This window comes from Streptomyces sp. NPDC088261 (genome assembly GCF_044740805.1).
GTDB lineage: Bacteria > Actinomycetota > Actinomycetes > Streptomycetales > Streptomycetaceae > Streptomyces.
The window spans coordinates 54,203-73,268 of the sequence record NZ_JBIURL010000018.1 but is presented as its reverse complement, the minus strand read 5'-3'; the positions used below and the strand labels follow the sequence as shown (position 1 = coordinate 73,268).

Sequence of the window (19,066 nt, the reverse complement as noted above, 5' to 3'; positions counted from 1 at the left end):
ACCAGGGGGCGGAGCCGATCCTTATGCCTCCTTTAAGGAAGACCTAAGAGGCCCCTGAGGAAACCACCGCGCGGGCTCCACCACCCCGCACCGCACTCAGCCGATCCACCGGTAGCGCCGCTCCGGCCGCCCCGTCCCCCCGTACTTGAGCGTCACCCGCGCCCGTCCCGTATCCGCGAAGTACTCCAGGTAGCGCCGGGCGCTCACCCGCGACAGGGCCCCCGCGTCCGCGCACTCCGTCGCCGACAACCCGTCCGGGTACTCCCGCAACGTACGTTCCACCAGGTCCGCCGTATGGGCGGCGAGCCCCTTCGGCAGTTCCCTGCTCCCCGGCGGCCGGGTGCCGAAGAGCTGGTCGACGTCCTCCTGGCGCGCCTCGCCCAGCCCCGCCAGCCGGGTCCGCAGCGCCGCCACGTGCCGCAGCTGCTCCTGGAGCGCCGTCTGGTTGAACGGCTTGATCAGATAGTGCAGCGCACCGGTCCGCAGCGCGGCCCGGATCACCCCCGCGTCCCGGGCCGCCGTGATGAACAGCGCGTCGGCCACCGCGCGGCCCGTGTCCCGCTCCTCCGCCGCCCGCAGCTCGCGCAGCACGCTGATGCCGTCCATGTCCGGCAGGTAGATGTCGAGCAGGACCACGTCGGGGCGCAGCGCCTCGGCGGCGCGCAGCGCGTCGGCGCCGTTGTGCGCCACCCCGACGACCGTGAAGCCGTCCATCGCCGACACAAAACGGCTGTGCAGCTTCGCGACCATGAAGTCGTCGTCCACCACCAGCACTTTCATCACGCCGACACCGTAGGGCGCGACCACAACGACCACAACGTCCGTTGGTTCCGGAAGAGAGACAGCTTGTTAACACGCGGGCAACATGTGGGCCACTTCACAGTTTTCCGAGGGAAATCCGAAAGGAAATCCGAAAGGCGGCACACGTGCGACTCCGCACTCCCCTCGCCCTGCTCGGGTCGGCACTGCTGGTGCTGGTGGGGCCGCCCCTGCTCACCGCGGGCAGCGGCGACGACACCGGCACGCAGATCCCCGGCCTGCGGTTCATGGTCCCCAACACGCCCGGCGGCGGGTACGACATCACGGCACGCACCCTGGCGAAGAACGCCGAGGACGCGGAGCTGACCCACAACATCGAGGTGTTCAACCTGCCGGGCGCCGGCGGCACCGTCGGCCTCACCCGGCTCGTCGGGGAGCACGGCAACGGCAAACTCGCCATGTCCATGGGCCTCGGCGTCGTCGGCGCCGTCCACACCAACAAGTCCCCCAAGACCCTCGCCGACACCACTCCGATCGCCCGGATCACGGAGGAGTCGGACATCGTCGTGGTCGGCAAGAACTCCCCGTACCGCACCATCGCCGACCTGCTCACCGCCTGGAAGAAGGACCCCGCCAAGGTGCCGGTCGGCGGCGGGTCCTCGCCCGGCGGCCCCGACCACCTCGCCCCCATGCTGATGGCGAAGGCCGCGGGCATCGCGCCCAAGACCGTCAACTACGTGCCCTTCGACGGCGGCGGGGAACTGCTCGCCTCCATCCTCGGCGACAAGGTCGCCTTCGGCGTCTCGGGCCTCGGGGAGTACCTCGACCAGATCAAGGCCGGTGAGCTGCGGCTCCTCGCCGTCACCGGACCGGAGCGGATACCCGGCCTGGACGCCCCCACCCTGCGCGAGGCGGGCCTCGACACCGACTTCACCAACTGGCGCGGCATCGTCGCCCCGCCCGGCCTCTCCGACGCGGAGAACGCCAAACTCCTCGCTTTCGTCAAGAAGCTGCACGACTCGCCCGAGTGGCGCGAGTCCCTCAAGAAGAACGGCTGGGACGACGCCTTCCTCACCGGCGACGCGTTCGGCGACTTCCTCGCCGCCGAGGACCGCCGGGTGGACTCCGTCCTGAAGGAGCTGGGACTGTGACCACACCGACCGAATCCACCGCGACACCCCCCGGGACCCCCGCGGCACCCGCCGGCGGGCCCGGCGCGCGCCGCGCCTGGCTGCGCGAACACTCCGAGATCGGCGTCGGCGCCCTGCTGCTCGCCCTCGGCGTCCTCGTCCTCACCGACGCTCTCACCATGGACGTCGAGATCACCCAGCGCGGCCCCGTCGGCCCCAAGACCGTCCCGATCGTGGTCGGCGTCGGCCTGGTCGTCGTCGCCGTCCTGCTCACCCTCGACGTCCTGCGCGGCGGCCGGGGCGAGGCCGAGGGCGGCGAGGACATCGACCTGAGCGAACCGGCCGACTGGCGTACGGTCCTGCTCCTCGCCGGAGTCTTCCTCGGCAACGCCGTCCTCATCGGCCCCCTCGGCTTCCCGATATCCGGCGCCCTGCTCTTCTGGGGCTCGGCGTACGCGCTCGGCAGCCGCCACCTCGACCGGGACCCGCTGATCGCCGCGGGCCTCTCCCTCGTCACCTACTTCGTCTTCGACAACCTGCTCGGTGTCCCCCTCCCCGGTGGCCCGCTGATGGGGGTGCTGTAAGAAATGGACTCCCTCAACTCCCTGATGGACGGGTTCGGTACGGCTCTCACGCCGATGAACCTGCTCTGGGCCGCGATCGGTGTGCTGCTCGGCACGGCGATCGGCGTCCTGCCCGGCATCGGCCCGGCCATGGCCGTCGCCCTGCTGCTCCCGGTCACCTACGGACTCGAACCCACCGGCGCGTTCATCATGTTCGCCGGGATCTACTACGGCGCGATGTTCGGCGGCTCCACCACCTCGATCCTGCTCAACACCCCCGGCGAGAGCGCGGCCGTCGTCGCGGCCATCGAGGGCAACCCGATGGCCAAGGCGGGACGCGGCGCCCAGGCCCTGGCGGCCGCCGCGGGCGGCCACTTCGCCGGCGGCATGATCGGTACGATCCTGCTCGTCGTCCTCGCCCCGACCGTCGCCTCCCTCGCGGTGGACATCGGCGCCCCCGACTACTTCGCGATCATGGTGCTGGCCTTCATCGCCGTCACCTCCGTCCTCGGCTCTTCCCGGATCCGCGGACTCGCCTCGCTGCTCATCGGCCTCACCCTCGGCCTCGTCGGCCTGGACCAGATGACCGGCCAGCAGCGCCTCACCTTCGGCTCGCTCCAACTCGCCGACGGCATCGACGTGGTGATCGTCGCGGTCGGCCTCTTCGCGATCGGCGAGGCCCTGTGGGTCGCCGCCCACCTGCGCCGCTCCTCGGGCGAGGCGATCCCGGTCGGCCGCCCCTGGCTCGGCAAGGAGGACGTACGGCGTACCTGGAAGCCCTGGCTGCGCGGGCCGCTCATCGGCTTCCCGTTCGGCGCGATCCCGGCCGGCGGCGCGGAGATCCCGACCTTCCTCTCGTACGTCACCGAGAAGCGGCTCTCCAAGCACAAGGACCAGTTCGGCAAGGGCGCCATCGAGGGTGTCGCGGGCCCCGAGTCGGCGGCCTCGGCCTCGGCCGCCGGGACGCTCGTCTCGATGCTCACGCTGGGCCTGCCCACCACGGCCGTCGCCGCCGTGATGCTCGCCGCCTTCCAGCAGTACGGCATCCAGCCCGGCCCGCTCCTCTTCGAACGCGAACCCGACCTGGTGTGGGGCCTGATCGCCTCGCTCTTCGTCGGCATGGTGCTGCTGCTCGCGCTCAACCTGCCGCTCGCGCCGGTCTGGGCGAAGCTGCTGCGCATCCCGAGGCCCTACCTCTACGCGGGGATCCTCTTCTTCGCGGCCGTCGGCGCGTACGCGGTCGGCGGGGAGGCGCTGGACCTGGTGATCCTGCTGATCATCGGTCTGATCGGATTCGGGATGCGGCGGTACGGGCTGCCCGTGCTGCCCGCCGTCATCGGGGTGATCCTCGGCCCGGCGGCGGAACAACAGCTGCGGCGCGCGCTCCAGATCAGTGACGGAAGTGTGAGCGGGCTCGTCAACACACCCTTCTCGGTCACCGTGTACGCGGTGGTGTTCCTGTTGCTGGTGTGGCCGTTGGTGGGCAAGCTGCTCGCCCGTGGGCGGGGGCGTGGCGAGTCCACGCCATAGCCGTCCACATGGGCCGGAAGCAGGCCCCCGCACGCCGTCGTCCTCGGACGCCGGGGAGCTCTCCCCGGCGCCCGAGGACACACAGCGTGGCCGAAAACCGCTCAACTCGGGCATGCTCCCCGGAAAAGGTGACCGCGGGTGACCGTGAATGGGCTTCCACTGTCAGTGGTGGCTGGCACCATCGGAACATGACCTCGATCGACTGGGACGCTCTCGCAGACTCCTTCGACCAGGAGCCGGACCACGGGCTGCTGGACTCCGCCGTCCGGATGGCCTGGGCCGACCGCATGCGGGACTGGCTGCCCCAGGAGCCGTCCCAGGTGCTCGACCTCGGGTGCGGTACGGGCACGCTGGCCCTGCTCGCCGCCGAGCAGGGCCACCGCGTGACCGGCGTCGACCTCTCGCCCGCCATGGCCGCCCAGGCGAGGGCCAAGCTCGCCGGGCGGGACGCCGAGATCCTGGTGGGGGACGCGACGAGCCCCCCGGTGGGGGAGCGGACCTTCGACGTGATCCTCGCCCGGCACGTGCTGTGGCTCCTGCCGGACCCCGGCGAAGTGCTGCGCCACTGGGCGTCCCTGCTCAGACCCGGCGGCAGGTTCGTGCTGGTCGAAGGGGTCTGGTCCGGTACGGGACTGGCCCCGGCCCGGCTCATGGAGGCGCTGGCCCCGCTCACCGAGCGCGTCCACTACGAACGCCTCTCCGCCGACCACGAGTTGTGGGGCCGGCCGGTGGACGACGAGCGGTATGTCCTGGTGGCGCGGGCCGCCCGCCCCGGGCGCCACACCGAGGTGGTCGACGTCCACCTCATCCTGCGCAGGGGCGACGACGTGCTGCTGGCCCGCCGGGCGGGCACCGGGTACGGGGACGGCCTGCTCAACGGCCCCTCCGGGCACGTCGAGGCGGGCGAGGACGTCCAGGCGGCCATGATCCGCGAGGCCGACGAGGAGATCGGCGTCGAGCTGGCGCCCGAGGACCTGAAGGTCGCCCTGGTCATGCAGCACCGGGGCCCGGGCGGCGGCGCCCGCATCGGCTGGTTCTTCGAGGCGGAGTACGGACGGGGAGGAGAGCCGTACAACAGAGAGCCGCAGAAGTGTTCCGGCCTCTCCTGGCACCCCCTCGCCGACCTCCCGGATGACATGGTCGCGTACTGCCGGGCGGGCCTGGAGGCCTATCGCGCCGGCGAGCGGTTCCTCATCCACCGGCACGAGGACCACGACCCGATCCGGTACGCCCCCGACGGGCCGACCCGGGCCGTCCCGCTGCCCGCCACCACCGGCGGCGCGCTCCACCACATAGAGCTGTGGGTCCCCGACCTGCCCGCCGCCGAGGCGCGCTGGGGCTGGCTGCTCGGTGAGCTGGGCTACGCCCCGTACCGCCGCTGGGCGCACGGACGCAGCTTCCGGCGCGCCGACACGCATGTGGTGATCGAGCAGTCGCCCGGCATGCGGCCCGGGGCGCACGACCGCCGGGCCCCGGGGCTCAACCACCTCGCGTTCCACGCGGCGGACCGGACCGCGCTGGACGCCCTGGTGGCCAGGGCGCCGGAGCACGGCTGGACGCTGCTGTACGGAGACCGCCATCCGTTCGCGGGCGGGGAGGACCACTTTGCGGCGTATCTGGAGGACCCGGCCGGGTACGAGGTGGAGCTGGTGGCGCCGACCAGGCCGGTACGGCTCTGACGACCGGGGGCGCTCTCGTGCTCCGTACGGCTCCGGAAGCCGGCGTCCGGCGAGCATCCGGACCTCAGCCCAGCGTCCGGACGTCGGGCGAGCGCCCCGACGTCAGCCCAGCGTCCGGACGTGCCGGACCTCGCTCGCGCAGATCTCGTAGCCGAACCACTTGTTGACCGCCAGCATCGGGCCGTTCTCCCCGTCGTTGGAGGTGAACGCGTCCGTGTATCCCGCCGCGCGGGCGCGCCGCAGCGAGTCGGACTTGGCGAGCTTGGCCAGCCCCCGGCCGCGGAACGCGCGCCGGGTCCCCGTCATGCCGGAGACGTAGGTGGCCACCCCGTCCGTCACCGCCGCCGTGAACGAGGCGACCCGGCCGTCCGCCGACACCACCACCGTCGAGAGGGCACGGTCGAGCGTCGGATCGTTCCAGGTGTGGTGCAGCCAGTCCTCGTAGTCGTCCAGCTCGGAGCTGATGTCGCTCGGCACGTCGGACGTCGACTCCGCGTCCGCGTCGAACAGCGGCCGGGGGTTGTCCGCGAAGTCCTCCGCCGTGCGCAGGGCGAAACCCGGCGGCAGCGGCGGCGGTTCCGGCAGGGCGGCCCCGGCCAGGTCGAGCCGCTGGAAGTGCGCGCCGCGCGTGGGCCGGTAGCCACGGCGAGCGGCGAAGGCGAGCGACGTCGGTTCGTCGGCCACCCAGACGTACACGTCGCTCGCCCCCTCGGCGGCCAGGTGCTCCTCGGCCGTGCGGAGCAGCAGCGACCCGGCGCCCCGGCCGCGCCGGTCCGGAAGGACCTGCGGGGTGACGAACGACTGGCCGGGCTCGACGCTGTCGTACACGATGCCCGTGTAGGCCGTACCGATGATCACCCCCTCCTCCTCGGCGATCAACAGCCGGTACTTCTTCGCCGGGTTGGCGGTGGCCACCCCGAACAGGACGAACTCCTTGGTCACGACCTGGTGGGGGACACAGACGCGCCGCAGGGCGGTCACGGCCTGGGCGTCCTCGGTACGGAAATCACGGACGAGCACAGTCATGGGGCGGCACGCTACGGGGACAGGGCGGCGGATCGCCTCTCCTTTTCCCGGCCCGCGGGGGAGAATCGGAGCGTGACCCTGAAGATCGTGATCGACCCGGCCGCCGCGACGGCTCCGTACGAGCAGCTGCGTACCCAGATCTCCGCGAAGGCCCGCTCCGGCGCGCTGCCGGTCGGCTACCGCCTCCCGACCGTGCGGGGACTCGCCGAACAGCTGGGGCTCGCCGCCAACACCGTCGCCAAGGCGTACCGGACGCTGGAGGGCGACGGGGTGATCGAGACGCGGGGGAGGAACGGCACGTTCGTCGCCGCCGCCGGGGAGGCGGCCGAGCGCGAGGCGGCGGCCGCCGCCCAGGCGTACGCGGAGCGCGTCCAGCGGCTCGGCCTCAGCAGGGACGCGGCGCTGGGGGCGGCGGAGGAGGCGGTGCGGGCGGCGTACGCGAAGTGAGCGGGCGCGGGCCCGGCCCTTTCCGTGCGCGCGCCTCTTTCCCCGCGGCCGCCCGGGGCCGGCGCCCCGGGACGACGGCTCAGAGGTAGAGGCCCGCGTCCGAGCCCGCGTGCTGGGCCGGGACCGACGCCGGGCCGCTGCCCCGCCGCATCGCGTACAGCTCCGCCAGCGTCGCCCCCTCGCGGCCGACCACCGACTCCCGCTCGCCGTCCTCCGGGCCCAGCCAGGCCAGCGCCTCCGCCCGCGTCAGCGAACCGACCTCGATCCTCGCCATGCACCGGCCCGGCCTGACCACCGCCGGGTGCAGCCGCTCCAGGTCCTCGTTGGTCGTCACCCCCACCAGCACGTTCCTGCCCTGGCCGAGCAGCCCGTCGGTGAGGTTCAGCAGCCGCGACAGCGCCTGGCCGGCGGTGTGCTTGGCCTCGCCGCGGATCAGTTCGTCGCAGTCCTCCAGCAGGAGCAGCCGCCAGCGCCCCTTCGCCGAGCCGTCGTCCTCGCCGATGGCGATGTCCATCAGGTAGCCGACGTCGTTGAAGAGCCGCTCCGGGTCCAGGACGCAGTCCACCTGGCACCAGTCGCGCCACGAACGGGCCAGCGTGCGCAGTGCGGAGGTCTTGCCGGTGCCGGGCGGTCCGTGCAGCAGGAGCAGGCGCCCCGCGATGTCGTCCGGGGTGACCTTCATCAGCCGGTCCATCGCCTCGGCCACCGGTGCCGTGTAGTTGGGCCTGACCTCGTCCCATGTCCCGGCGGCGATCTGGCGGGTGGTGCGGTGCGGGCCGCGCCGGGGTGACACGTACCAGAAGCCCATCGTCACATTGTCGGGCTGCGGCTCCGGCTCGTCCTGGGCGCCGTCGGTCGTCTGCTGGTGGACCGTCTCGGCGAGTTCGGCGGTGACCGCCGTCACGGTCACGTCCGCGCCCCGGTTCCAGCGGGACACCAGCAGCGTCCAGCCGTCGCCCTCGGCGAGGGTGGCGCTGCGGTCGTCGTCCTTGGCGCGGCGCAGGATCGTCGCGCCGGGCGGCAGCAGGGGCGCGCCCGACTTGACCCGGTCGATCGTCGAACTGTGCGAGAACGGCTGCTCGCCCGTCGCGAAGCGACCGAGGAACAGCGCGTCGACCACATCCGACGGCGAGTCGCTGTCGTCGACGTTGAGCCGGATCGGCAGGGCGTCCTGAGGCTTGGCAGACATGTCGCCCATGATCCGGCACGGGAACGTCCGACGCACGGTGTTTTGCCCCGTGGCGGGCGCGTGGGCGCGCGGTGGCCCCCGCGCGCCCACGCACCCGCGCTGCCGTCAGCCGCGGCCCGCGCCCACCGCGCGGCGTGCGGCGGCGCGGGTCCGGCGGACCACGGCGTACCCTCGGGTCAGGGCCCGGTCCCTGGCGAAGATCCGGCCGAGCGACCGGCCCTCGATCAGATGTCCGAACTCTTCGATGCCGGTCGAGCGCCGGACGGTCACCCGCTCCAGCGCGTACGGGCCCTGGCGCGGGCGGGCGAGGGCGTTGCCCACGGCGAGCGACTGGGCGAACCCGGCCTCGCGGACCGTACGGCGGACCCGCCGGCTCGAGTAGCCGTACGGGTACGCGAAGGAGACCGGCGGCGCGCCGCCCAGCCGGTCGCCGATGACGTCCCGGCAGTGGAGCGCCTCGAACCGCAGGCGCTCCGGGGCGAGTTGGTCCAGCTGGGGGTGGGTGTGGCTGTGGCCGCCGATCTCGGCGCCGGCCGCCGCCAACTCCCGTACCTGGCCCCAGTCGAGCATGATGTCGAGCGCGCCGCCGGTGTGCCCCGGCCCGCGCAGCCACCCGGTCGTCAGGAACACGGTGGCGGCGAAGCCGTGCGCGGCGAGGACGGGGAGGGCGTGCCGGTGCACGCCCTCGTAACCGTCGTCGAAGGTGATCAGCACAGGGCGCGGAGGCAGCGCACCCCCGGTACGCCAGGCACGCCCGAGCGCCGCCGTGGTGACGGGCGTGAACCCGCGCACGTCGAGCAACTCCATCTGCGCCGCGAAGGCTTCAGGAGAAACGGACAGCGCGTGGGTGGCGGGGGCGGGCCGGTGCGCGACGGCGTGATACATCAGAACCGGCACGGGCTCCCGCGCGTCCAGGACCGGACCTGCCGGACCCGCCGCGGACGGCGGGTCCGGCAGGCCGGGTGGTTCTTCCGTCACGCCGCGGCTCCCCTGGGGCTGCCGAGGTGGGGGGTTCTTTCGATCGGGCCGGACGAGAACGCCGTACCGCCGCCGCGTGTCCGGTAGCTGCCCAGCAGGTAGCCGGCCGCCGCCGCGACGACGCCCGTCACGATCGCGGCGGCCCGGCCCAGGCCGCCGGGACGGCCCCGTACCGCGTCGAGCAGCCCCCGTACCACCCCGGCGGGCAGCACGCGGGTGGCGTAGCGCCGTTCGGACTCAAGTCCCTTGCCCGCGCCGACACTTCGGGCCACCAGGGCCTTCGAGAGGCCCTCGGCGTAGGCGCGGGTGCGGAAGTACCCGAACCGCTCCCGTGCCTCGGGGACCTTGTGGTGGATCAGCGCCCGGTCGTCGATCAGCAGCACCGCGTCCGGTACGGCCCCGGCGAGCCGGATGCACAACTCCGTCTCCTCGCATCCCAGGGGCCGCCTGTCGCCGTCGCGCCCGATGCCGGTCGCGAACCCTCCGGCGGCGTCGAACGCCGACCGCCGGAAGGACGCGTTCCCGCCCAGGACGTTGCGGACCCGGGCCTTCCCCCCGGGCAGGCCCCGGTACGTACAGCCGACGACCCAGTCGAACTCCTCGGGGAACCACACCGGCCTGCGGCCCGACGCCCAGGCGGGCAGCGTGCGCCCGCCGACCGCCAGCACCCGCGGATCGTCGTACGACTCGTCGAAGAACCGCAGCCAGTCCCGCTCGGCCACGGCGTCGTCGTCGAGGAACGCCACGATCTCCCCCCGGGCGGCGGCGATCCCGGTGTTGCGGCCCGCGGAAAGGCCGCGAACCCCCGCGTTGGCGAGCACCCGCACCTCCCCGCGCGCCGCGAACTCCCCGTACTCCAAGCGGAGTCGCTCCAGCAGAGCGGGGTGGTGATCGACCACGACGAGGATCTCCAGCGCCGGCAACGACTGGTGGCGCACTGAGTCGACCGCCGCGAGGATGTCGTCCCAGCGGTCCTCGGTGTAGACGCAGATCACCACCGAGAACGGCCGGTGACGGTGCGGGCGGTGGGGGCGCTGCGGAGGGTGTGGACGGTGGAGGTGGCCGGTCAAGACACCTCTCCCCGCAGCGCCGTGATCCGGAGCCCCGCCGGCCGCCGCCGCGTCGCGCGCGGCACGCCCTTCTCCCGGAGGATCACCCTGAGGACCCGCAGTCCGTCCCTGACGGCCCGCAGGTTGCTGACCCCGTGGATCCGGTCGAACTCGTGGCTCGGGATCTCCTGCACCCTCAACCCGGCCTGCACGACTCGGATGTTCATCAGCGTCTCGACCTCGAAGCCCGTGCAGTCGAGCGTGATGTCGTCCAGGCAGCGCCGCCAGAACGCGTTGTAGCCGTAGCAGAGATCGGTGTACCGCGCGCCGAACTTGGCGTTGACGACCGCGCACAGGGCGCGGTTGCCGAGCCGCCGGATCACCGTCATGTCGTCCGTGCCCCCACCGTTGGCGAACCGCGAGCCCTTGGCGAAGTCGGCCCCGGAGACCAGCGCGGAGACGTAGGACACGATCTCGTTGCCGTCGGCCGAGCCGTCCGCGTCGATCATGACGATGATGTCCCCCGTGCAGGCGGCGAACCCGCTGATCAGCGCGTCCCCCTTGCCCTTCCCGCGCTGGGTGACGACCTTGACGTCCGGCCGCAGTTCCCGCGCCACCCGGACGGTGTCGTCGGTCGATCTGCCGTCCACCAGGACCACTTCGTGGATCCAGTCGGGCAGGGTCTTGAAGACGTACGGAAGGTTCTCCGCCTCGTTCATGGCGGGGATGACGACGCTCACGGGCGGAGCGATCGCCAGATGGAGTGAGACCGGGCGGTACGGACGCGCTGTTCTCTGGGACCCGTTCCTGACAGCGAGCGTCTGCGCGGAACCGGCTGAATTCCGCGACCGCTCCGTTAACGGATCTTCGCCCGGCAGGGCCGGGCGCACAAAAGAGCTCACGAGTCTGTTTCCCTCTCGTCCGGTGGACCGCCCACCCCCGGGCGGTCCGGCTGTGTTTCCGGTTCGAAAGGGGGGTTCTCACCCCCGCCGACAACGAGACCCCTGCCAGGACGGCACGGATCTCCTTGTCGCATGGGTGAGTTGTGGAACTGGCCGCGCGGCACGCGCCTCGGCACTAACTGCGGTCACCGAGCACGGCACCCCCCTACCGCGCCCCGCCCCGGGAACCATCGCGACGCTTGAGCCCTCCCCAGGATGCCGCTTTGCGTGATGGACCGACGCGGGTGGTCGTAAGACGGTATTGAGGGCGGGGACGGTATGGCAAGGGCTGGAACGTGCCGTAATGTTCTTGACATGGACACTTCCAGTGAGGGGTGGGGCCTGGTACTAAAGGAGAGGCAGAAAACCTGCTAAAGGGAGGTTCCATGAAACTGTCCCGAATCGCGGCATTCTCGTCCGCGTTATTCCTGGGAGCCGTGCTCGCTCTCACCGGCGCGGCCTCCGCGCAGGCCGCCCCGTCCGCCGCCGCCACCGACTACGTGGCGCTGGGCGACTCCTACTCCTCCGGACTCGGCGCCGGCGCGTACGACTCCGCCGCCGGCGACTGCAAGCGCACCGCCCGCGCGTACCCGGCCCTCTGGGCGGCCGCGCATTCACCCGCCACGTTCGCGTTCACCGCTTGCTCGGGCGCTCGTACGGGTGATGTGACCGCCGGTCAGCTGACCCCCCTCAACGCCTCCACCGACCTCGTGAGCATCACCATCGGCGGCAACGACGCCGGCTTCGCGGACGTCATGACCACCTGCGTCCTCCAGTCGGAGTCCACCTGCCTCAACCGGGTCGCCCAGGCCCGCGCGTTCGTCGACAGCACCCTGCCCGCCAACCTCGACCGCGTCTACACGGCGATCTCGGCCAGAGCCCCCTCGGCGAGAGTGGTCGTGCTCGGCTACCCCCGCTTCTACCAGCTCAGCGGCTCCTGCATCGCAGGCCTCTCCGAGCGGGAGCGCTCCGCGATCAACAGCGCCTCCGACTACCTCAACGACGCGACCGCCAAGCGGGCGGCCGACCACGGCTTCACCTTCGCCGGAGTCGCGTCCGCCTTCCAGGGGCACGAGATCTGCTCGGGCTCCTCGTGGCTCCACAGCGTCAACCTGCTCAACATCAGCGAGTCCTACCACCCGACGGCCGCCGGCCAGTCCGGCGGCTACCTGCCGGTCTTCGCCTCGGCCGCGTAAACCGCGCAAAGAGCGCGAAGCGCCGTACCTCCGTGCGAAGAGGCCCCGGGCGACCGGGGCCTCTTCGTGTCAGGTCGGCGGCATCCAGCGCCAGTTGGTGCGCCGGTCAACCACCGTCCCCGGGGTGAACTGTCCAACTCGCCCTGAATTAGGATGGATCAGACAGGAGAAGTCAACCCCCTTGTACGGGGGGTGAATCCTGAAGACGGGATACACGAGTGTCAGTAGGGGAAGATAGGGTTAACCTGCCCGGGTCGGGTGCCCTCGTACGGGTGGGGAGTGACATGAAACAGATAACGGTCCACAGCAGGGCGCGAGTCCCTGCGATCACGTGCGGAACCAGCGCGACCAGTTCGCGCCTCGACCGCCATCTCTCGGTGCTCGGCGGTCCCGCCGTGCCCCAGCGGGAGACGGCCGAGGCGACTCTGCTGATGCGTGAACTGACCTCGCGGGACCGGACGGAGACCCAGAAGAGCAGGAGCGCGCGCGTCTCGCTCTTCGCGCCGCTGCGGCGCCTGCGCCGCTCTCTCTTCGGCAGCCGCGGCTGACCCCTATCGCTCCCGCTCCTTCCGTACCACCCTCGGTGACCTGGCCGGTGGACCCACTCCCCGCCACCGGTCGGCTCACTTCCCGCTGTTGGCGTACCGCCGCACGGTCAGCGGTACGAACACGGCGAGCAGCGCCAGCGACCAGAGCAGGGAACCGGCCAGCGGACGGGCCGTCGGCCAGGCCGCGTCCACGGCCGGCGCCGCGTTGCCGAAGAGATCGCGCAGGGCCCCCGCGATCGCGCTGATCGGATTCCACTCCGCGACCGTCCGCAGCCGGCCCGGCAGCCCCTCCGTCGGGATGTACGCGCTGGACAGCAGCGGCAGGACGAACGTGACCGCGCCCAACTGCCCCGCCACCTCCTCGTTCCGGAGGACCAGCCCGAGGTACGTGCCCACCCACGCCGTCGCGAAGCGGAACAGCAGCAGCACCCCGACCGCCCCGAGCGCGCCCGGTACACCCCCCTCGATCCGCCAGCCCACCGCCAGCCCCACGAGCATCAGCGGGACGATCCCGGCGGCGGTGGTGAGACTGGCCGACGCGGGCGGCATCGCGGCCGTCTCCATGCGCCACGTGGCGGCCGAGCTGGGCTGCGGCACGATGTCGCTCTACAACTACGTGCCGCGCAAGGAGGATCTGTACGAGCTGATGTTCGACGCGGCGGCCGGGGAGTTCCCGCTGCCGGAGAAGCCGTCCGGCGACTGGCGGGCCGACACGGCGGCGCTGGCGCACCGGGGGCGCGCGATGATGCACCGCCATCCGTGGATGTCGACGGTGATGTCGTCGAACTACGGCTTCACCCCGAACGGCCTGCTGTACCTCGAATTCAGCCTGGCGTGCCTCGATCCGCTCGACCTGCCCCCCGGCGAGAAGATGGAGCTGATCTCGATGATCAGCGGGGTGGTCACCACCTTCGTCGCCCACGAACTCCAGACGGCGGAGCGCAACCGCACCCTGCCGTGGTCGGCGGAACAGGAACAGGCCGCCCGCATGGCCTACTTGGGCCGCGAGATCGCCTCCGGCCGCTTCCCGCGCCTGGCGGCCCTGATGACGTCGGCGTCCGAACCGGTGGACCTGGACGCGGTGTTCGAACGGGCACTGGACCGCGTCCTGGACTCGTTCGGCGGACAGGCGCGCGGGGGTTCGTGACGGGGAAGAGGGACGGGGCGATCCCCCGGGCCGGGGCCTAGATCAGGGCGAGCTGGCCGTCCGGGCCCTCTTCGTGGTGGTCCAGTACCGAGGCGGGGCGGCGCGCCGACGGTGGGGCCGGGAGGACGCCGGTCGTGTGCAGTTCGTCGCGCGTGAGGGTGGGGCCGGTGAGCAGCCCGGCGGTGAGCAACTGCTCGCGGCGCGGCTCCAGTTCGGCGAGGAGGGACAGGATGGTGATCAGGTCGAGCAGCTCCGAGGTCCACTCCCGCCGCCAGCCCGGCGGCCGGATCGCCGCCAGCGTGCCGGGCTCGGTTCCTTCCGGGAGCGCGGCACGCCGCTCGAACCACAGCTCCAGGATCCGTACGCCCCCGACCATGAAGTCCCAGGCCCCTGCCGGCACCGGCGCGACGCGGCCCGTACCGAGCGCCAGCACCTCCTCCGCCGGGTCGTACGCGAGCGACCCGGGACGGTCGGGGACCGTGGCGCGTACGTACGGCCTGCGGCCACCCGGCAGCCGGTGCCGTACGCCGCCGTGCGCGCCCCGCAGCTGGATCGCGGTCATCAGCCGCCCCAGCTCCACCCCGGCGGACCACACGCCGGGGTCGGCGGCGAGCGGCACCACCGGGCCGCGCGGCGACGGGACGGCCACCGCGACCGCCCAGGCCAGCACCTCCTCCGGGGCGACCTCCCGGCCGTGGCGCGCGCTCAGCAGGGCCGTCAGGCCCGGAGTCACGTTGGGCTCCAGGCCGCCGGGCCTGCGGTAGAGCGGGCGGATCCGGCCGGGGCGCCCGGCGGTCGGCGCGCCGTCCGGGAGCAGGGCGCTGACCAGCAGCGCGGGCCCGGCGGCCCCGGGGACGTACCCCTGCTCCACCGCGAAGACCTGAGGGGCGCCGGCGACCCGCCACAGCTCGGGGCGGGCCGCGTCGATCAGCCGGTGGTCGGGGATGAGCCACTGCTCGTCGAACGGGCCGTGGAGCACCCGCAGCGGCTCGGGGCAGCGCCCCGACTCCCGTACGAACCGGCCGGTGCCCGCGACGTGCCCGGTGCCGGCGACCTGCCCCGTGCCCGCGACCTGTCCGGGCAGCGCGGGGACGGCGCTCTGCGGGGTACGGGCCCGGGTCGGCCCGAACAGCGCCTCGCGCTCGGCCTCTTCGGCCCGTACCAGCCGGTCCCAGCGGGCGGTGAGCGAGGCCGCGTCCGGGGCGAGGACCCACGACCTGCCGAGCCGCAGCGGGGCGGCCGACCACGGCATGAGGTCGCTCAGCAGGGGCGCGTCCGCCGGCACGCGGTCGCCCTCCCCGCCGGCCCGTGTCGATGCCATCGCGGCCCTCCCCGTCGCCTCTGCCTCCCTCTGCACCGCCCGCGGCATCGTAACGCCGCACCCCCGGCGGCCGGGCAGGGGAAGCGTTCCCCGCCCGCTACCCCTCCGTCTCCACCGTCACCGAGAACGCGAACCGGTCACCCCGGTAACGGATCCGGGCCACGTCGACCACCCGGCCCCGCTCGTCGTACGTCACCCCGGTGTAGTGCAGGATCGGGCTGAGCAGCGGCACCCGCAGCAGCTCCGCCGTCGCCGGGTCGGCGAGCCGCGCCTCCACCGTGTCGGTGACCCGGCTGATCCGTACCCCCGGCATGTCCCGCAGGACCCGCGTCATCGGCCGGCTCGCCAGATCCCCTACGTCGATACCGGCCGCGACGTCCGGACGGACCGCGTTCTCCGCCCAGTTGACCGGCTCGCCGCTCTCCGCGTCGCGGCGCAGCCGGCGGTACGTCATCACCTCGTCCAACCCCGGGAAGAACTCGGCGAGTTCACCCGGCACCGGACCGGGCCCGTGGCCGAGGACCGTCGTCAGCTCGCCCGACTGCTGCGCCACGATGGCGTCGATCGAACCGAGCAGCCTGCGCGGCGCGCCCCGCCGCGCCCCCGGCTCGATGAAGGTGCCGCGCCGCCGGTGCCGGCTGATCAGGCCCTCCTCCTCCAGCTCCTTGAGCGCCTGACGCATCGTCAGCACACTGACACCGTAGTGACCGGCGAGCTGCTCCTCCGTGGGCAGCCGCAGCGGGTCGTCCGGGCGGCGGCCGAGTATGGAGGCGCGCAGCGACTGCGAGACCTGGTACCAGAGGGGCAGTTTCCTGTTCAGGACCAGCGAGTCGGGGGCGAAGGCGGTCACGGTTCAACTCCGTATCAAGGCCTGAAGTGGCGCTCAAGACCCTCCCACACCCGGTCGTAGCCGGACTGGAGGTGGTCGGCCCCGGCCGCCTGGGCGGTGGTGGTCACCGGCCAGCGGGTCTCGAACATGAAGGCCAGCCCGTCGTCGATCCGCTGCGGCCGCAGCTCGGCCGCGCTCGCCCGGTCGAACGTCTCCCGGTCGGGCCCGTGCGCCGACATCATGTTGTGCAGGGACCCGCCGCCGGGCACGAACCCGCCCCGGCCCGCCGTCTTCGCGTCGTACGCGCCCTCGATCAGGCCCATGTACTCGCTCATCACGTTGCGGTGGAAGTACGGCGGCCGGAACGTATCCTCGCCCACCAGCCAGCGCGGCGCGAACACCACGAAGTCGACGCCCGCCAGCCCCGGGGTGTCCGACGGCGACGTCAGCACCGTGAAGATCGACGGGTCGGGGTGGTCGTAGCTGATGGACCCGAGGACGTTGAAGCGCCGCAGGTCGTAGACGTACGGCACGTGGTTGCCGTGCCAGGCCACCACGTCGAGCGGCGAGTGGTTGTACGTCGCCGACCAGAGATTCCCGCAGAACTTGTTGACCACCTCCACCGGCCGCTCGACGTCCTCGTACGCGGCCACCGGCGCGAGGAAGTCCCGTGCGTTGGCAAGGCCGTTGGCGCCGATCGGGCCGAGGTCGGGGAGCACGAAGGGGCGGCCGTAGTTCTCGCAGACGTACCCGCGCGCCGTCTCGTCGAGCAGCTCGACCCGGAAGCGGATCCCGCGCGGGACGAGGGCCACCTCGCCGGGACGGGCGGCGAGCAGGCCCAGTTCGGTACGGATCAGCAGCCCGCCGCGCTCCGGGACGATCAGCAGCTCGCCGTCGGCGTCACTGAACACCCGGTCGGTCATGGGCGCGTTGGCGGCGTAGAGGTGAATCGCCATGCCCGTGCGCTGTGTTACGTCGCCGTTGCCGCCCAGCGTCCAGAGGCCGGCGAGGAAGTCCGTACCGGGAGCGGGGTCGGGCAGCGGGTCCCAGCGCAGCCGGTTGGGATCGGGCACGGTCTCGGTGAAGGGCGCGCCGCGCAGCCCGCCGTTGCCGGTCCGCCGGAACGGCGGGTGCGCGGCCGACGGGCGGATGCGGTAGAGCCAGGAGCGCCGGTTGTGGGCGCGCGGCTCGGTGAACGCGCTGCCGCTCAGCTGCTCCGCGTAGAGGCCGAGCGGGGCGCGCTGCGGGGCGTTGCGCCCGTGCGGGAGCGCACCCGGTACGGCCTCCGAACCGTGCTCGTTGCCGAAACCGGCGGAGTGGGCCAGATCCCCGGCCGTCTTCCTCGCCTGCTCGATGCCGTGCTCGCTGCCGCTCATCGTCCGCTCCCGTGCTTGGAATCCTATGCTCAACCGTAGGATTGCGGGGGCGGCACGTCAACGGGGACGCGCGGCATGATGGAGTACGTGCCCCACGACCGTACGAACGCGAACCGCGCCCCGGAGGCGGGCGATGGCGGGGGGAGCGCGGGCGGCAGGCTGCGCAGGGCGCCCGTGCAGCGGCGCAGCGCGGAGCGGCTCACCCGGATCCTCGACAGCTGCGCGGCGCTGCTCGACGAGGCGGGCTACGAACAGCTCACGACCCGCGCCGTGGCCTCCCGCGCGGGCGTCCCCATAGGGTCCGTCTACCGCTTCTTCGACAACAAGCGCGCGTTGGTGGACGCCCTCGCGCGGCGCAACCTGGACCGGTACGCCGAGCGGGTCACGGACCGGTTCGCCGTGCTGGAGCCGGGGGACTGGCGGGGCGCGGTCGACGTGGTGCTGGACGAGTACCTCGCGATGAAACGTACGGTGCCGGGGTTCGGGGCCGTCGACTTCGGCGCCGACCTGGGGCCGGCCGCGCGGGGGCGGGGGGCCGCGCGGGGCCGGGGGGCCGTCGCCAAGAACGCCAACCAGCAGGTCGCGGGCCGCCTCACCGTCCTGCTCGCGGCCCACCTCGGCCGCGGCCCCGACGCGTCCCTGCACCGCACGGTCCTGGTGGCGGTGGAGGCGGCGGACGCGCTGCTCCAGCTGGCGTTCCGCACGGACGGGGAGGGGGACGCGGGGATCGTGGCGGAGACGCGAACGCTGTTGCTCGCGTATCTCGCGGGGGCGCTCGGTTGATCGGTACGTTTGCCCGGTGCCGGGTGCGGTTGCTGCTTGTCCTCGCGCTGGACGGGCGTCTGCGCCCCGGTGGTGGGCGCGGCTTCCTGCTTGTCCTCAATCGCCGGACGGGCTTGATTTTGCCCGCTGCGGGCCGCGTTTCCCGGCGCGGGTTGTCGCCGGGGGCCGGTCAGGGGTCGTGTCCTGCACTGCATGTTTTACGTCGCGTGCGCGCCCTTGTTTTGCGTAACGGTAGTCATGCGACACAAAACACGCTTTACGTTCCGGACACGACCCCTGCCCGTCCCCCTTCCCGGCCCGCGTCACTACCCGGCCCACCCCGGGGCGGGGGGAGTCGTTCACCTTCCCCGGCGGCGTGAGGGGGGCGGGGTCGGAGGAGGTGCGTGTGTCCGGACGTAAAGCGTGTTTTGTGGCGCATGATCCCGGCCAACTGAACGACCCGTTGAACGCGCCGTAAAACATGCAGTCCGGACATACGTACCTCCGGAGGCCCCGCCCCCCGTCACCACGACAAACCCAGCCCGTCCGGCGATTGAGGACATCAGTAAGCCGCGCCCGCGCACCGGGCAGAGGCG

Annotated in this window: 17 protein-coding genes and 2 pseudogenes; 9 read left to right on the top strand and 10 right to left on the bottom strand. The window is 72.5% G+C overall.

Features of this window, described 5'->3' with window-relative positions:
• Window positions 1–96: 96 nt before the first annotated feature.
• Complete coding sequence (locus tag ACIODU_RS28290) at window positions 97–780, bottom strand: response regulator (RefSeq protein ID WP_356433216.1); 684 nt, start codon at window positions 778–780, stop codon at window positions 97–99.
• A 146-nt stretch (window positions 781–926) separates the two neighbouring features.
• Here ACIODU_RS28290 and ACIODU_RS28285 point away from each other — a divergent pair, with 146 nt between their 5' ends.
• The 4 genes from ACIODU_RS28285 (at window position 927) to ACIODU_RS28270 (ending at window position 5,661) form a co-directional block, all read left to right on the top strand.
• On the top strand, window positions 927–1,910 hold the full coding sequence (locus ACIODU_RS28285) for a tripartite tricarboxylate transporter substrate-binding protein (protein ID WP_356433211.1): 984 nt from the start codon (window positions 927–929) through the stop codon (window positions 1,908–1,910).
• On the top strand, window positions 1,907–2,473 hold the full coding sequence (locus ACIODU_RS28280) for a tripartite tricarboxylate transporter TctB family protein (protein WP_401770959.1): 567 nt from the start codon (window positions 1,907–1,909) through the stop codon (window positions 2,471–2,473). Before ACIODU_RS28285 ends, ACIODU_RS28280 begins: the two co-directional genes overlap by 4 nt.
• A gap of 3 nt (window positions 2,474–2,476) precedes the next feature.
• Window positions 2,477–3,982, top strand: coding sequence for a tripartite tricarboxylate transporter permease (locus ACIODU_RS28275; RefSeq protein WP_356433209.1), 1,506 nt, complete (start codon window positions 2,477–2,479; stop codon window positions 3,980–3,982).
• Window positions 3,983–4,170: 188 nt separating this feature from the next.
• The gene (locus ACIODU_RS28270) at window positions 4,171–5,661 is read left to right on the top strand and encodes a trifunctional class I SAM-dependent methyltransferase/NUDIX hydrolase/VOC family protein (RefSeq protein WP_401770956.1); all 1,491 of its coding nucleotides are present in this window, start codon (window positions 4,171–4,173) and stop codon (window positions 5,659–5,661) included.
• 102 nt (window positions 5,662–5,763) lie between these two features.
• Here the strand turns inward: ACIODU_RS28270 and ACIODU_RS28265 are convergent, their stop codons facing one another.
• Window positions 5,764–6,687 (bottom strand): GNAT family N-acetyltransferase, encoded by a 924-nt coding sequence (locus tag ACIODU_RS28265; RefSeq protein ID WP_401770953.1) that lies wholly within the window; start codon window positions 6,685–6,687, stop codon window positions 5,764–5,766.
• A gap of 72 nt (window positions 6,688–6,759) precedes the next feature.
• Here ACIODU_RS28265 and ACIODU_RS28260 point away from each other — a divergent pair, with 72 nt between their 5' ends.
• Window positions 6,760–7,134: a GntR family transcriptional regulator gene (locus tag ACIODU_RS28260; RefSeq protein ID WP_356433203.1), complete on the top strand. Its 375-nt coding sequence runs from the start codon at window positions 6,760–6,762 to the stop codon at window positions 7,132–7,134.
• Between the two features lie 79 nt (window positions 7,135–7,213).
• Here ACIODU_RS28260 and ACIODU_RS28255 read toward each other — a convergent pair whose 3' ends face one another.
• The 4 genes from ACIODU_RS28255 to ACIODU_RS28240 form a co-directional block, all read right to left on the bottom strand.
• Entirely contained in the window at window positions 7,214–8,323 is a 1,110-nt protein-coding gene (locus ACIODU_RS28255) for a DUF5925 domain-containing protein (protein ID WP_401770951.1), read from the bottom strand.
• A gap of 105 nt (window positions 8,324–8,428) precedes the next feature.
• Window positions 8,429–9,208 carry a polysaccharide deacetylase family protein gene (locus ACIODU_RS28250; RefSeq protein WP_401771078.1) on the bottom strand — a complete coding sequence of 260 codons (780 nt, stop codon included), beginning with the start codon at window positions 9,206–9,208 and terminating at the stop codon, window positions 8,429–8,431.
• Between the two features lie 89 nt (window positions 9,209–9,297).
• Window positions 9,298–10,299, bottom strand: coding sequence for a glycosyltransferase family 2 protein (locus ACIODU_RS28245; protein WP_401771076.1), 1,002 nt, complete (start codon window positions 10,297–10,299; stop codon window positions 9,298–9,300).
• Between the two features lie 68 nt (window positions 10,300–10,367).
• A complete protein-coding gene (locus ACIODU_RS28240) occupies window positions 10,368–11,252 on the bottom strand; it encodes a glycosyltransferase family 2 protein (RefSeq protein WP_401770948.1) in 885 nt (294 codons plus the stop codon).
• A 425-nt stretch (window positions 11,253–11,677) separates the two neighbouring features.
• On the opposite strand from ACIODU_RS28240, the gene ACIODU_RS28235 reads away from it, so the two are divergent.
• A complete protein-coding gene (locus tag ACIODU_RS28235) occupies window positions 11,678–12,487 on the top strand; it encodes an SGNH/GDSL hydrolase family protein (RefSeq protein WP_356433147.1) in 810 nt (269 codons plus the stop codon).
• Window positions 12,488–12,771: 284 nt separating this feature from the next.
• Complete coding sequence (locus ACIODU_RS28230) at window positions 12,772–13,035, top strand: hypothetical protein (protein WP_327237311.1); 264 nt, start codon at window positions 12,772–12,774, stop codon at window positions 13,033–13,035.
• A gap of 75 nt (window positions 13,036–13,110) precedes the next feature.
• On the opposite strand, the pseudogene ACIODU_RS28225 reads toward ACIODU_RS28230, so the two are convergent.
• Window positions 13,111–13,563, bottom strand: a pseudogene (locus tag ACIODU_RS28225) (ABC transporter permease); the annotation flags it as partial.
• On the opposite strand from ACIODU_RS28225, the pseudogene ACIODU_RS28220 reads away from it, so the two are divergent.
• Window positions 13,523–14,182, top strand: a pseudogene (locus ACIODU_RS28220) (TetR/AcrR family transcriptional regulator); the annotation flags it as partial. The pseudogenes ACIODU_RS28225 and ACIODU_RS28220 sit on opposite strands and share 41 nt — an antisense overlap.
• A 37-nt stretch (window positions 14,183–14,219) precedes the next feature.
• On the opposite strand, the gene ACIODU_RS28215 reads toward ACIODU_RS28220, so the two are convergent.
• From ACIODU_RS28215 to hmgA, 3 genes are all read right to left on the bottom strand, one after another.
• Entirely contained in the window at window positions 14,220–15,503 is a 1,284-nt protein-coding gene (locus ACIODU_RS28215; protein WP_401770946.1) for a type ISP restriction/modification enzyme, read from the bottom strand.
• Window positions 15,504–15,600: 97 nt separating this feature from the next.
• On the bottom strand, window positions 15,601–16,353 hold the full coding sequence (locus tag ACIODU_RS28210; RefSeq protein ID WP_401770944.1) for a GntR family transcriptional regulator: 753 nt from the start codon (window positions 16,351–16,353) through the stop codon (window positions 15,601–15,603).
• A 14-nt stretch (window positions 16,354–16,367) separates the two neighbouring features.
• On the bottom strand, window positions 16,368–17,708 hold the full coding sequence (gene hmgA, locus ACIODU_RS28205; RefSeq protein WP_401770942.1) for a homogentisate 1,2-dioxygenase: 1,341 nt from the start codon (window positions 17,706–17,708) through the stop codon (window positions 16,368–16,370).
• Window positions 17,709–17,786: 78 nt separating this feature from the next.
• Between hmgA and ACIODU_RS28200 the strand changes: the two genes are divergently transcribed.
• Window positions 17,787–18,491, top strand: coding sequence for a TetR family transcriptional regulator (locus tag ACIODU_RS28200; protein WP_401771073.1), 705 nt, complete (start codon window positions 17,787–17,789; stop codon window positions 18,489–18,491).
• Window positions 18,492–19,066: the final 575 nt, after the last annotated feature.

Excerpts from the sequence above, each read along its gene's own strand:
- ACIODU_RS28290 (WP_356433216.1), bottom strand. The coding sequence starts at position 780 with ATGAAAGTGCTGGTGGTGGACGACGACTTCATGGTCGCGAAGCTGCAC.
- ACIODU_RS28275 (WP_356433209.1), top strand. The coding sequence starts at position 2,477 with ATGGACTCCCTCAACTCCCTGATGGACGGGTTCGGTACGGCTCTCACG.
- ACIODU_RS28270 (WP_401770956.1), top strand. The coding sequence starts at position 4,171 with ATGACCTCGATCGACTGGGACGCTCTCGCAGACTCCTTCGACCAGGAG.
- ACIODU_RS28265 (WP_401770953.1), bottom strand. The coding sequence starts at position 6,687 with ATGACTGTGCTCGTCCGTGATTTCCGTACCGAGGACGCCCAGGCCGTG.
- ACIODU_RS28255 (WP_401770951.1), bottom strand. The coding sequence starts at position 8,323 with ATGTCTGCCAAGCCTCAGGACGCCCTGCCGATCCGGCTCAACGTCGAC.
- ACIODU_RS28250 (WP_401771078.1), bottom strand. The coding sequence starts at position 9,208 with ATGTATCACGCCGTCGCGCACCGGCCCGCCCCCGCCACCCACGCGCTG.
- ACIODU_RS28235 (WP_356433147.1), top strand. The coding sequence starts at position 11,678 with ATGAAACTGTCCCGAATCGCGGCATTCTCGTCCGCGTTATTCCTGGGA.
- ACIODU_RS28230 (WP_327237311.1), top strand. The coding sequence starts at position 12,772 with ATGAAACAGATAACGGTCCACAGCAGGGCGCGAGTCCCTGCGATCACG.
- ACIODU_RS28215 (WP_401770946.1), bottom strand. The coding sequence starts at position 15,503 with ATGGCATCGACACGGGCCGGCGGGGAGGGCGACCGCGTGCCGGCGGAC.
- hmgA (WP_401770942.1), bottom strand. The coding sequence starts at position 17,708 with ATGAGCGGCAGCGAGCACGGCATCGAGCAGGCGAGGAAGACGGCCGGG.
- ACIODU_RS28200 (WP_401771073.1), top strand. The coding sequence starts at position 17,787 with ATGGAGTACGTGCCCCACGACCGTACGAACGCGAACCGCGCCCCGGAG.